This is a genomic window from Chthoniobacter sp., from assembly GCF_040003245.1.
Taxonomy (GTDB): Bacteria; Verrucomicrobiota; Verrucomicrobiia; order Chthoniobacterales; family Chthoniobacteraceae; genus Chthoniobacter.
In genome coordinates this window covers 1-12,057 of record NZ_JBDUCX010000209.1, presented here as the reverse complement: position 1 = coordinate 12,057, position 12,057 = coordinate 1, and the positions used below count along the sequence as shown (strand labels likewise).

Sequence of the window (12,057 nt, the reverse complement as noted above, 5' to 3'; positions counted from 1 at the left end):
GCCGGCATCACCAAAGTCTTCGGTGTCCAGCGACTCGATTACGCGGTCATGGTCGCCGCCTTCGTCATCGGCGTGTCCGTCTTTTTCCAAGTGGGTGTCCTCCTCCTCGGTCCGGTCGTCTTCGCCCTGGCGCGCGAAACGAAGACGCCCATCCTGCGAGTCGGGCTGCCTCTCGCCGCGGGCCTCTCCACGGCGCACGGCCTCATCCCGCCGCACCCGGGGCCGCTCATGGCCATCAGCATCCTCCACGCCGATATCGGCAAGACGATCCTCTGGTCGCTGTTCGTGGTGGGACCACCCGTCGCCCTCGTGACCGGGCCCTTTCTCGCCCGCCGCGTCTCGCCGCACGTCCCACTGGAACTCGCGGGCCTCGGCGCCACCGCCGTCGCCAAGCCCAGCGCCCCGCGCACCCCGAGCTTCGCCATCAGCCTCTTCACCATCATGCTGCCGGTGCTGCTCATGCTGGTCGCAACCGCCGGGTCGCTGATCTGGAAGGAAGAGCTTTATCCCGTCGGCACCTGGCAGGGCAGCATGCGCATTTGGACCGCCTTTATCGGCAATGCCAACGTCGCGATGCTCATCGCCGTGCTCGTCTCCTTCCTCACCTTCGGCCTTTCCTGCGGACTCAACGGGAAACAGATCCTCAAGTTCTCCGAGGACTGCCTCGCGCCGGCCTCCGGCGTCATGCTCGTCATCGCCGCCGGCGGCGGCTTCAGCCGGGTGCTCAACGCGTCCGGGGTCGGCGACGCCCTCGCCGCGCTCGGCTCGAGCATGCACCTCTCGCCCCTGCTGCTCGGCTGGCTCATCGCCGGCATGATGCGCGTGGCCGTCGGCTCCGCCACCGTCTCGGTCACCACCGCCGCCAGCATCATGCTGCCCATCGTCAATGCCGATCCGCACATCAACAAGGAATTGCTCGTCCTCGCCATGGGCGCCGGCTCGCTCGTCCTTTCCCACGTCAACGACGGCGGCTTCTGGCTGGTGAAGGAATACTTCGGCATGGACATCCCGCAGACGCTCAAGACCTGGACCGTGGTCGAAACCGGCATCGCCGTCATGTCAATCACCCTCATCCTGATCGCTAACGCGGTGGTAGCCTAAGGGGAGCCTATCGCCATAAAGTGGCATCAAGCCATCGCCGCCCAGGCCCCCGTTGCGCCTCAGGCGGCCAAAAAAAAGCACCTTGACTAGGCTTTACCCGCCTTGACTGGGCTTGACTGGTCTCGGCTTACTCTGAAGCCGCTATCGACAAATCAAGGCTGATCGCAGGTAAATCCAAGCCAGCCAACCAACCTTATTAATGCATTTCATTTGCATTAAATCTTCAGCCCATTCGTCTATCAAAGAGCCTCTCGCGCCCTTCCGAGCCAAAGCCGATATTTGGGACGCACCTGACGCACCTACCAAACTTCCATCCACCCGCACACTTGTATACTATGCGCCCGGAAAAAGCAAGCAAAAAGCGCACAAGGAGAGCAGAAAAACGCCGCGACACCTTCCTGAGAGTTCTGGAGCGTTCGGCTTGCACCCGCGCGCAAATTCTCGAAAGTGCCCGGCTTCATGTCCGGTCTCGAAATTCTCGCTCTTGTCGTCTCGGCCACGGCTGCCGGGGCGATCAATGCCATCGCGGGGGGCGGCACTTTACTGACCTTTCCCACGCTGCTGCTCTGCGGCACGCCGCCGATCATCGCCAATGCCACCAGCACCCTGGCGCTGGTCATCGGCACGGCGGGCAGCATCTTTGGCTTTCGCCAGGAGATCGCGGCGGTGAAGACGTGGCTGGTGCGGTTTGTGCCGGTGAGCCTGGCCGGGGGCTGGCTGGGGAGCTGGCTGCTCACCCACACCAGCGACCAATTCTTCGCGCGGCTGGTGCCGTTCCTCATCCTTTTTGCCACGGTGCTTTTCCTCGCGCAGAATGCGTTCCGGAAGTTTTCCCGGCGCGATACGGCGGCACCGGACACGGCTCATCGCGGAGTCTGGGTCGCGGTGGTCTTCCAGTTCGCCGTGGCGGTGTATGGCGGATACTTCGGTGCGGGGATCGGCATTCTCATGCTAGCCTCGCTCGGTTTCCTGGGGCTGTCCGACATTCACGAGATGAATGCGCTGAAGAATATCCTCGGCTCCCTGATCAACCTCGTGGCTGCCACCGTTTTCACCTATAGCGGTCTCATCGATTGGACGAAGATGGAGATCATGACCGTCGGCGCCCTCGCGGGTTACTGGCTCGGGGCGCACTACTCGAAACGGCTGCCGCAACAGAGCGTGCGCCGGCTGATTACCGTTATCGGTTTCGTGATGTCGGCGGTGACGTTTTGGAAGCAGTTTCGGTAAGCGCGCCCGCGAAGATTGCGAAATTAGCGGGGAAGACTGGCCGGCGGAGAAGCCTGGGATGGCAGCGGCGGCCTGGCGGCTGGCCAGCCTTTCGTCCATTGCTCCATGAGTTTCTTCACGAGCTCAGCGTTGGCGGGATCTTTGGCGATATTGATGTTTTCCTGCGGATCGGTCTGGTGATCGTAGAGCTCGATGGCGTCGACCTTGGTGTGGTCGTTGCGGCCCACCCACGCGGTGAATCGATACCGGTCGGTGCGCATGGTGTAACCCATGAGCTGCCCCGCACCGGTTTTACCGCCACTGCGCGGATACTGGCTAAAGGCCGCCGTCTTCCAAGGGCGCTGCGGATCGTCGAGCAACGGCCGGGCGCTGGTGCCTTCGAGGTGAGCGGGCAACGACAGGCCTAGGAGGTCGCACAAGGTGGGATAGATATCCACGAATTCCACCAGCGCGTCGGTGTGTGCGCCCGGATGTTTCATACCCGGCGCAGACACGATGAGCGGCGCGTTCACGTCGTTCTCGACGTTGGTGTGTTTGCCCCACGCCGCGTGCTCCCCGAGTTTCCAACCGTGGTCACCCCAGAGGACGATGATGGTGTTCTTCCGCAGCCCGAGACGGTCGAGTTCCGCCAGGACCTTGCCGACCTGCGCATCGGTGTAACTCACCCCGGCAAAGTAAGCCTGCTTCAGCTTGTGCTGAACGTCATCGGGAACGGGACCTTCGGGCGGCACGCCCTTGTAAGCGCGAAACTCGCCATCGTTTGGATTGATGGCGTACTCGGGGGCGTCCTTGGGGAGATAGGGATTTGGCGCGAGGGCAATCTTTGCGGGGTCATATAGGTTCCAGTATTTTTTCGGCGCGACCCAGGGGAGATGCGGCTTGATGAATCCGACGGCGAGGAAGAACGGCTGCCCTTTCCCGCTGAGTTCCCGCAGTGCTGTCACGGCGAGATCGGCCGCCTTGCCATCGGTGTAAGTGTTGTCCGGCACGTCCACGCTTTCGTAGATTGGGCCACGCGTATTGGCCTTGCCCCCTTCTCCATCGCCCGCCTTCTTGCCCTTTTTGCCAGAAGCTGCCGCGGCCACTGCCTTGCTCCCCGGCACAGTGTAGGACTCCGGAGCCGCGCCGCGGTTATCCCCTTTCGTACCGTCGGGTTCGCCCGCGACCTTTTCCTGGCTCAAGGCGACATTTTCCGGCAGTGCGTAGACGGGCGCCTTGGGATTCTGCCACGGCACGGACCACGTCGGTTCGTCGTTGTAACCGCCATGGTAGATCTTCCCCATGCCCTGGACGAAATAACCGTTCTGCTTGAAATGCTGGCCGAGCGTCACGACATCCGGCAGAGCCACGCGAAAGTGCGTGACCAGATCCCACACCTTGGAAGTGTCGGGCCGCACGCCAGTCATCACCACCGTGCGCGAGGGCGAACACACCGCCTGCTGGCAGTAGGCGCGATTGAAGACCAGGCCCGCCTGCGCGAGCCGGTCGATGTTGGGACTTCGGATGTAATCCTTGCCATAACATCCGAGTTCCGGCCGCAAGTCATCGACCGCGATAAAGAGGACATTCGGCCGGGTTGATGGCGCGGTATCCACCGCGGACAACGTGGCGGTGGCGAGGGTGAAGAAGGCAAGGACGAGTGTGTGGCGGGAGGTTCTCATGGGGGGAAAAGTTTCGCGGAAGCGCGATGGGCTCCGCTTCGGGGAAGAAGGCCGGCGGCCCGGGATCACTGGTCCGGCGGGTTGGCGTTCTGGCTGTTGGTGGCGGGCGCGGCGGCGGGGGCGGTGCCCTTCTTCTTCGCTTTCTTTTCGGCCTTGTTGGCGTGCTTGCCGGAGCCATCGCCCGGATCGACCTTGCCACCGCCGGGATTGAGCTGATCGAGCACAGCCTGCAGCCGCGCGCGAGCGGCCACGGCGGCGTCATCGCCCACCGAGGAGGCGACGAGCTTTTCCTCAAAGGGCGCACCGCGCATATCGTAAAGCTCCGCCGCTTCGTTCAGTTTCCACGCGGGATCGCGATCGTACCAATGCGTGCCGAGTTCGACAAAAATCCAACTGCGCGGCCAGTTATCGGATTTGCCGAGCAATTGCGGGGCGAAGTCTTTGCCATCGATCGTCAATCCCGCGGGCAGCGTGGCCCCGGCGATTTCCGCCAGCGTGGGAAAGAAGTCGCTGAGATCGATGAGACTCTCCGCGACCCGTCCCTGTGGCACGCGGCCCGGCCAGGTGGCAAAGCACGGGACCAGCGCGCCGCATTCCAGCATCGTGCCCTTGTGGCCGGAGAGCGCCTTGCCATTCACCGTCGCGCGTGCCGCATACGCCGGGGCGGTCCCGTTGTCGCCGGAGAAAACGATGAGGGTTTTCTCGCGCAGGTGCAGCCGGTCGAGCTCGGCCACGAGCCGGCCGACGAGTTTATCCATGTAGGTGACGTTGTCGGCGTAGAAATCCTTGCTATCGGGCGCGCTGTCGGGCGTGCGCAGGATCTCGGCGTGCACGTGCGACATGGCGTAATAGAGGTAGAATGGCTTGTCCTGGTGGCGTTGGATGAAATCGATGGCAAAGGTTTGCATGCGATCGGGGAGGTATTCCCCATCGTGCAGGGGCGTTTCCTTGCCATTGAGCGTGTAGGTTTCCGCGCCGTGTTGCGTATTCCAATACTTCCCGCTGCCCTGGAAACGCAGGTATTCGTCGAAGCCCCAATCGGCGGGCTGGAGCGGCAACTGACTCCACTTGCCCACCATCGCTGTGGCGTAGCCGGCGGGCTTGAGGACGCGAGGCATCATGGTTTCATTCGCCGGCTTGAGCAGCGGGCCACTATCGTTGCCGGTCATGCCGGTGTGAAAGGCGTAACGACCGGTCATGAGCAGCGCGCGTGTCGGGCCGCAAAGCGGGCAGGCGTAGCAATGGGTGAAACGCGTGCCGCTCTGCGCGAGGGCGTCGATCTGCGGCGTCCGAAAATGATCGGCTCCATAACAGCTCACCGCGCCAATGCCGAGATCATCCGCGAGAATGTAGATGATGTTGGGCTTCGAGGGGGCCGGCGTTTCGGCAGCACGGCCCGCACCCGGGAAAAGGAGCAGCAGGGCGGCGAGGACGAAGAGGGGGATGCGGTTTTTCATATTGGGGGGAGCGCGCGGGAATTGCCGCGTTGCGTGTTTATACGGCTATTAACAACGGGGCGACGACCAATCCGGACAATCTTTTTTTGCCGATCCGGTGGACGGCCAGTTTTTCGAAGGACGCGAACCTAGTGAAACACCGAACGCACCGCCTCGTGGACCAGCGCCCAGTCGACGTTCTCCACCTGCTGCCAGGCCCCTACGGTGGTCGGCAGCACGAAGACGTTTTTCCCGTCGCGGAATTTTTTGTCCATCTGCATGGCGCGGACGACGCGGTCGAACAGGCCCGGCTGATCGGCGAAAGAGATCGGCAACCCGGCGCGCTCGATGAGCGGTTGCAAGCGCTCCAGGAATGCCGGTGCGCAAACGCCGAGCTTCACCGCCAGGCGCGTGGCGGCGATCATCCCGATGGCGATGGCTTCCCCGTGCGTCAGCGCGTATTCGGCGCTCAGTTCCAAGGCGTGTCCGATGGTGTGGCCGAAGTTGAGCACATTGCGGATGCCTTTCTTGTCGAACTCGTCCTGCTCGACCACGCGCGCCTTCAAGGCCACGCATTGCGCGACGATATCCGTGAGCACCGCCGGCTCCCGCGCCAGCAGCTTCTCCAGGTCCTCGCCTTCGAGCTGATCGAAGAGCGACGCGGAGCACACCGCGCCGTACTTGATCACTTCGCTCGTCCCGCTGCGCACCTCGCGCGGATCGAGCGTGCGGAGCAACTCCAGGTCGCACACCACCAGCCGGGGCTGATTGAAAATGCCCATGATGTTTTTCACTCCGCCGAAATTCACCGCGACCTTGCCGCCCACGCTCGAGTCCACCGCCGCCAGTAGCGTGGTAGGAATCTGCACAAACGGCACGCCCCGGCGAAATACGCCCGCGGCAAATCCACCGAGATCGCCGACCACTCCACCCCCGAGCAAAATGACCAGCGGCACCGAACCCGTATCCGGAAAAGCCGCCAGCAAAGCCGCGCAGGTGCCGGAGAATTCATCCCAGTTCTTCCCTTCCTCACTGGTCGGAATCTCATGCCTCACCATGCGGCGGAAATCCGCCGCCTCCAGCGCCGCCCGCACGGACTCGAAATACAGCCCGCCCACTTGCGGGTTGGTGATGACGAACGCATCCGTCTGTCGCAGCCCGTGCGCCCGCAGCGTTTTCCCGAGCGTGGCCAGCAATCCGCTGCCGATCACAATCGGATAGCTGCGCGGGCCAAGGTCGACTTCGATGCGGGCGGAATTCATGAGAGGGCGAAATAGTGCCTGCGTCATTTTCCGACGCGAGCGCAAATTCGCCCACGGGAAGCACCCGAAGAATTTAACCGCAGAGGCGCAGAGGCGCGGAGAAAAGCAGAGGAACAGGTAACCAATCATTTCCTGAGCGACTTTCTCCAAATTCTCCGCGCCGCTGCGCCTCCGCGGTTAAAATCCCCACCGCCTAGACACTTGCACACCCGCCCGGGCCGTCGCATGATTCGCCCCCTTTTTTATGAATCACCCGCCCGCCCTGCTCCGCTCGCTGGCCGAGAAAATCGGCACGCCCTACTGGCTCTACGACGCCCGCGTCATCCGCCAGCGGATCGCCGACATCCAGTTCCTCACGGATACCGATGGGGTGCAGGCGCGCTTTGCGATGAAGGCCTGCCCAAGCACCAAGGTGCTGCGCGAGATGAAGAAGGCAGGCATCTGGATCGACGCCGTCTCGGGCAATGAAGTGCTGCGTGCGCTGCGCGCCGGGCACGCGGGTGGACACACGCCACCAGCCATCTGCCTGACGTGCGATGTCTTCCGGGACAACGCGCTGCCGGTGCTGCTGGAGCATGGCATCCTGCCGAATATCGGCTCGCCCGGCCAGATCGCCGACCTCACGCGCGCCGGTTACACCGGGCCCATTTCCATCCGCATCAATCCCGGCTTCGGTCACGGCCATGTGAACTCCTGCGACACCGGCGGCCCGAGCTCGAAGCACGGCATCTGGATCGACGACTTGCTCACCACCAAGGAGTTGGCGGACAAAGCCGGGCTCGAGATCACGATGCTGCACGCCCACATCGGCAGCGGGCCGCAGTTCCAGGAATTGCACGACAACCTCACGCGCCTCGCCGCGGAATTCGTGGAGTTGCTGAAGAAGTTTCCGAAGGTCAACGCCATCAACCTCGGCGGCGGCATCCCGCATAATTACAAGGACCACGGGGCGCAGGTGCCGATCGAGCCCCTGCACGACCTCTTCGTTTCCTGCCACCAACGCCTGGTGGCCAAGGCGCGCCGCGACCTGCGGCTGGAGATCGAGCCGGGCCGCTACTATGTGGCGCCGGGCTGCACCCTGGTCGCGCGCGTGACCGATGTGAAGCAGACGCGCAGCAATGAAAAGGGCAGCGGCGCAACCTTCGCCATGGTCGACGCGGGTTTTGTCGATCTCGTCCGTCCGGCGATGTACGGCAGCTATCACGCCATCGATATCGTGGGCAAAGACGACGAAGACCCGAACGTGCCGCGCGAGCCCATCGTGGTGGCCGGGCCGCTCTGCGAAAGCGGGGACATCTTCACCCGCGACGACCGCGAACTGCTCGCCCCCCGCCTCCTGCCCCGGCCCGTACCAGGCGACCTGCTCACCCTGCGCGACGCTGGCGCCTACGGCTACGCCATGGCTAGCAATTACAACTCCATCGGCCGCGCTCCGCAGCTCTGGCTGGAGGAGGATGGGAGCGTGGAAATCATCTCGCGCCGCGAGACAATCGACGACCTGCTCAAGGCCGAAACGAGCGAACCGCTGCAATAGATTGCCACAGCCAACAGAAGCGATATAACCGTTGCAAAGTGTAACTATGAAATCCTCTTTTGCCTGTTTGATCCCCCTCTCGTTAATCCTCCTTAGCTCGTGCGCTTCCGTGAGCGTCAAAGGCGAACAGCGCACGGCCGCCAAACCGGCGCAGAAACCGGCCACGATCTACGTGGCGGATTTCGACACGACCAAGGGCGAATACAAGATCGTCGGCGCGGAAAACAAGGACCCCGAGACCTTCAAGAAAAAGATCGCAGGGCTGCTCACGACGTACACCGTCAAAGGCGTGAGCGATCACGTGGTCCCGGCCCAACAGGCGGCTTCCGTGAAGGGATTGCCGAAGAGCGGCTGGCTCGTCACCGGGGAGTTTGTTCGCGTCTGCACCGGCAGCCGCCTGCTCCGCGCGGGCGTCGGCCTGGGCGCCGGCGGATCCAAGATGGAAACACGCGTTTCGGTGATCGACCTCGCAGGCAACGGCAAGCCTTTCCTGACTTTTGAAACCACCGGCGGCAGCAACGCCATGCCGGGCTTGCTCGAAAGCAGTGGCCCGGGCAGTGCCGTCATTAGCATGGCGACGCAGTCCATGATGGGGGTCACCGATGACGCCGCCCGCACCTCGCGAATGATCGCCGGCGAACTGAATACTTACATGGTGGAGCGTGGATGGCTGTCCAAGGACAAGAAATATTCCGTGAAAAAGCTGGGCGACTATCAGCTCATTCACGAGCAGTACTTCCACTAAGTGCCGCGGATAGCGCCGGCGTATTGAAAGTGCGCCGGAAGCTTGGTCGGAGGACCAAGCTCCCGGCGTAAAAGACTGCCCGACTAACCGCCGTGGGCCTTCTTGGCGGCCGGCGTCATGACGGAACCATCGTTCCCGACTACGTCGCCGTTTTTCAGCGTCACGGTCTTGCCCTTTTTGTCGGTGACGGTGCCGCCGAAGCAGACCTTGCAACCGTTCGCCAGCGTGACGTCCTTGGTCATCGGAGACAGTTTCATCATCTTGCCACCATACATGATGTACATGGGATCGGGACCCGCCATGACGGAGGAGCCGAGACAGAGCATGGCAGTCAGAGCGAGGGCCACGCGCGTTACTTTCGAAGTTTTGGTAATCATATGTTCTGTTTTTCGTTTATGCAGTTGTTTGTGGACTTACGTACCACGCTACGGGGGAGACGAACTAACACCTGATTTGATTGCAGGCAGGGCGCCCCTCGCAAGACGATAATTGCGTGCCGGATTGAAACCACTCCACACCGCCCGCCTGGCGCTTCATAGAACACCCTACAGGCCAATATGTTACAAGGCGCCATCCCAGCGCGACGATCTCGATGTGCCGGGCAGCGGCAACGGTCGTTTTAGGGGCGCACCTTTTCCGTGGCGGCCGGCACTGGCACGGCCCGGTCCAACGCCCAAAAGACGCCGTTGAGCAGAAGCTTCCGAAATTGGGGAATGGCGAAATCCTCCGCGGCGCCGAGGGACGTGTAAAAGACCCGCCGACCGTCCTTCGCGTTGACCCACGCGATCGGCTCGACCTCGGGCCGCGAGGCCATCCGCGCGGTGATCAACGGCGTGACCCACGAGGCTACGCCGGGGTTCTTGTAAAGGTGCGAAGGCACGGCAAACTCCTCCGGGCCGATGCCCGCCAGCACCGGGTGCTGGGCCTGCGCGGGAACGGTCTTCGCCCACGTTTCGATCCCGTGCCCGTAGTGGTCGCTGTAGTTCCCGCCGAGGATTTCATGATCAAATTCCGGCCAGTCCGCGTAGCCCGCGGGCGGCTTCGCATTCTTATCGCGCAGCGCGAAGGCATGGCTCGCGGTGCGAATGCCGACAACCGCCTTGCCCGCCGCGATGTGCGCGCGAATCGCCGCCATGGCGGCTACCGACGGTGTGTGTCGGCGGACGCTGATGAAGAGCAGATCGGCGTCTTTCAGCGCGTCGATGTTCGGAAAGTCGTTGCTGTCGTCCGCCGGGAGAATCGAGAAGGTACACTGCACGCCACGCGGCTCGAGTTCCGCCTTCGCAAACTCGGGCACCGTCGTCTTGGTCGCGTACTCCGGCTCGCCGATGAGGAAAAAGGCGTGCAGTTGCTTCGGCGCCGGGTCGGCGGCACGAGCGGGCAGGAACCAGGCGCAAAGGAGGAAGAGGACGGCGAGGCGGAGTGGAGTAGTCATGGGGAGCGAAGGAGGGTGTCAGGGATGTCCCGCGGGGGGTATCTTTCTTAGAAGGTGCCGCGGGATTGCCAACCGCTTGCTCCTTTGCAAAATGAAATGGTGATCCCCCGCCCCCGCTGACCGAAGAAGAATGGAAAGTCTTCCTGACCGCCTACAGCCGCGAACTGCTGGCGAATGAGCGGATTCGCCGGAATCTGCCACCCGAGGTGGTGGCGGCTGGCTGGCTGGGCTATCCAGCAGCGACCGAGGAGGATATCGTGGCAACGGAGACGCGACTCGGCACGGAGCTGCCGGCTTCGTATCGCTCCTTTCTGCGGGTCAGTAACGGGTGGCGAAATGTGGATGCGTTTATCAACGACCTTTGGCCATGCGCGGGGGTCGCGTGGTTTCGCGAGCGCAATCAGGAATGGATCGACGCCTAAGTCGAGCCGGCCCGGGAGTCTCCGGTGCAGCTTTCCGACGCGGAATATCTGGTCTACGGCGAGGCGCAGGACACGGTCCGGTTTCGCGAAGAGTATCTGCAAACGGCTCTCGAAATCTCCGACCGCGGCGACGATGCCATTTTGCTCCTGAACCCCAAGACGAAGACGCCCGAGGGAGAATGGGAAGCGTGGATGTTTGCCAACTGGTTTCCGGGTGCCCGGCGGTATCGTTCGTTCCGTGAATTGATGGAGGACGTGCGAATAGGATTTCGGGATTTGATGGAGCGCGAGCGGCGGAAGCAGGCCGATCCGCAGCCAAAAGCGACCGGGAAAAAAGGCCCGGCGAAGGCGTGGTGGAAGATTTGGTGAGTTTCCCGACCTTGCCGCTGCCCGACGCGCGATGAGGCGCTCGGGAGCGCAATTTGGCGGGAATCACAAAAAGAGCGTGCTTTTTAACGAAGTCGCTGCAAAACGGATCAAAGAAGCACGCGCGCGCAGGCTTAATCAGTTTGCCCGCTGGGCGGGCTTTTATTCCATCACCCAACCTCCCTCCTGAATCATGAATCAACCTTCCCGTCGCGAATTTCTCAAGGCCTCCGGGGCCGCTGCCGCCGTCGCTGCTGCCGGCTATCCTGCTTTCACCCGTGCGGCTGACAGTTCAAAGAAGCTGAAGATCGGCTTTATCGGTTGCGGCGGACGCGGCACGGGCGCGGCCTCGCAGGCGCTACAGGCGGACAGCAATGTAGAGTTGTGGGCGATGGGCGATGCTTTCCGCGATCCGATCGACAAATCGCTCGAGTCGCTCACGACGCTGCTCAAGGACACGCCGGAAAAATTCAACGTGGCCGAGGAGCGGAAATTTGTGGGGATCGACGCCTACCAGAAGGTCATCGATAGCGGGGTCGACGTCGTCATTCTCACCACCACCCCGGCGTTCCGGCCGCAGCACATCAAGGCGGCCATCGACGCGGGCAAGCATGTCTTCGCGGAAAAGCCGATGGCGGTGGATGGCCCGGGCCTGCGCTCGGTGATCGAGAGCGCGAAGAAGGCGAAGGAGAAGAACCTGGCGCTGGTCGATGGCTTTGTGTGGCGCTGGACCAAGGCGAACCGCGAGGCTTACGAGCGCATCCACAACGGTGCGATCGGCGACGTCCTGACGATCTATTCCAGCTATTACTCAGGCGCGGTGGATCGCTACCCGAAGTGGAACCGGAAGAACACGAAGACCGAT

11 protein-coding genes are annotated in these 12,057 nt (G+C 62.6%); 6 read left to right on the top strand and 5 right to left on the bottom strand.

The features are described 5' to 3' along the window. Together ABJF10_RS23335 and ABJF10_RS23330 are read left to right on the top strand one after the other, a co-directional pair. On the top strand, positions 1 to 1,101 hold a 1,101-nt coding region (locus tag ABJF10_RS23335; protein WP_348547023.1), incomplete at its 5' end, for a gluconate:H+ symporter. Positions 1,102 to 1,560: 459 nt separating this feature from the next. Then, a complete protein-coding gene (locus ABJF10_RS23330) occupies positions 1,561 to 2,331 on the top strand; it encodes a sulfite exporter TauE/SafE family protein (RefSeq protein WP_348547022.1) in 771 nt (256 codons plus the stop codon). A gap of 23 nt (positions 2,332 to 2,354) precedes the next feature. Here the strand turns inward: ABJF10_RS23330 and ABJF10_RS23325 are convergent, their stop codons facing one another. The 3 genes from ABJF10_RS23325 to aroB all read right to left on the bottom strand — a co-directional run bounded on the left by ABJF10_RS23325 (position 2,355) and on the right by aroB (position 6,690). Continuing rightward, positions 2,355 to 3,992 carry a sulfatase gene (locus ABJF10_RS23325; protein WP_348547021.1) on the bottom strand — a complete coding sequence of 546 codons (1,638 nt, stop codon included), beginning with the start codon at positions 3,990 to 3,992 and terminating at the stop codon, positions 2,355 to 2,357. Between the two features lie 65 nt (positions 3,993 to 4,057). After that, positions 4,058 to 5,449: a sulfatase-like hydrolase/transferase gene (locus ABJF10_RS23320; RefSeq protein ID WP_348547020.1), complete on the bottom strand. Its 1,392-nt coding sequence runs from the start codon at positions 5,447 to 5,449 to the stop codon at positions 4,058 to 4,060. A 128-nt stretch (positions 5,450 to 5,577) separates the two neighbouring features. Then, positions 5,578 to 6,690, bottom strand: coding sequence for a 3-dehydroquinate synthase (gene aroB, locus ABJF10_RS23315; RefSeq protein WP_348547019.1), 1,113 nt, complete (start codon positions 6,688 to 6,690; stop codon positions 5,578 to 5,580). Between the two features lie 244 nt (positions 6,691 to 6,934). Here aroB and ABJF10_RS23310 point away from each other — a divergent pair, with 244 nt between their 5' ends. Both ABJF10_RS23310 and ABJF10_RS23305 read left to right on the top strand, forming a co-directional pair. Continuing rightward, entirely contained in the window at positions 6,935 to 8,224 is a 1,290-nt protein-coding gene (locus ABJF10_RS23310) for a diaminopimelate decarboxylase (RefSeq protein WP_348547018.1), read from the top strand. A 46-nt stretch (positions 8,225 to 8,270) separates the two neighbouring features. Then, the gene (locus tag ABJF10_RS23305) at positions 8,271 to 8,969 is read left to right on the top strand and encodes a DUF4410 domain-containing protein (RefSeq protein WP_348547017.1); all 699 of its coding nucleotides are present in this window, start codon (positions 8,271 to 8,273) and stop codon (positions 8,967 to 8,969) included. Positions 8,970 to 9,052: 83 nt separating this feature from the next. On the opposite strand, the gene ABJF10_RS23300 is transcribed toward ABJF10_RS23305, so the two are convergent. Continuing rightward, positions 9,053 to 9,346: a DUF6799 domain-containing protein gene (locus tag ABJF10_RS23300; protein WP_348547016.1), complete on the bottom strand. Its 294-nt coding sequence runs from the start codon at positions 9,344 to 9,346 to the stop codon at positions 9,053 to 9,055. Positions 9,347 to 9,588: 242 nt separating this feature from the next. Next, positions 9,589 to 10,404, bottom strand: coding sequence for a ThuA domain-containing protein (locus ABJF10_RS23295; RefSeq protein ID WP_348547015.1), 816 nt, complete (start codon positions 10,402 to 10,404; stop codon positions 9,589 to 9,591). Between the two features lie 446 nt (positions 10,405 to 10,850). Between ABJF10_RS23295 and ABJF10_RS23290 the strand changes: the two genes are divergently transcribed. After that, positions 10,851 to 11,195: a hypothetical protein gene (locus ABJF10_RS23290; RefSeq protein ID WP_348547014.1), complete on the top strand. Its 345-nt coding sequence runs from the start codon at positions 10,851 to 10,853 to the stop codon at positions 11,193 to 11,195. 190 nt (positions 11,196 to 11,385) lie between these two features. After that, positions 11,386 to 12,057, top strand: a 672-nt coding sequence (locus ABJF10_RS23285; RefSeq protein ID WP_348547013.1) for a Gfo/Idh/MocA family oxidoreductase, incomplete at its 3' end; no start/stop codon positions are given.

Coding starts and splice junctions, on each gene's coding strand:
- aroB (WP_348547019.1), bottom strand. CDS start 6,690: ATGAATTCCGCCCGCATCGAAGTCGACCTTGGCCCGCGCAGCTATCCG.
- ABJF10_RS23330 (WP_348547022.1), top strand. CDS start 1,561: ATGTCCGGTCTCGAAATTCTCGCTCTTGTCGTCTCGGCCACGGCTGCC.
- ABJF10_RS23310 (WP_348547018.1), top strand. CDS start 6,935: ATGAATCACCCGCCCGCCCTGCTCCGCTCGCTGGCCGAGAAAATCGGC.
- ABJF10_RS23320 (WP_348547020.1), bottom strand. CDS start 5,449: ATGAAAAACCGCATCCCCCTCTTCGTCCTCGCCGCCCTGCTGCTCCTT.
- ABJF10_RS23295 (WP_348547015.1), bottom strand. CDS start 10,404: ATGACTACTCCACTCCGCCTCGCCGTCCTCTTCCTCCTTTGCGCCTGG.
- ABJF10_RS23325 (WP_348547021.1), bottom strand. CDS start 3,992: ATGAGAACCTCCCGCCACACACTCGTCCTTGCCTTCTTCACCCTCGCC.
- ABJF10_RS23300 (WP_348547016.1), bottom strand. CDS start 9,346: ATGATTACCAAAACTTCGAAAGTAACGCGCGTGGCCCTCGCTCTGACT.
- ABJF10_RS23305 (WP_348547017.1), top strand. CDS start 8,271: ATGAAATCCTCTTTTGCCTGTTTGATCCCCCTCTCGTTAATCCTCCTT.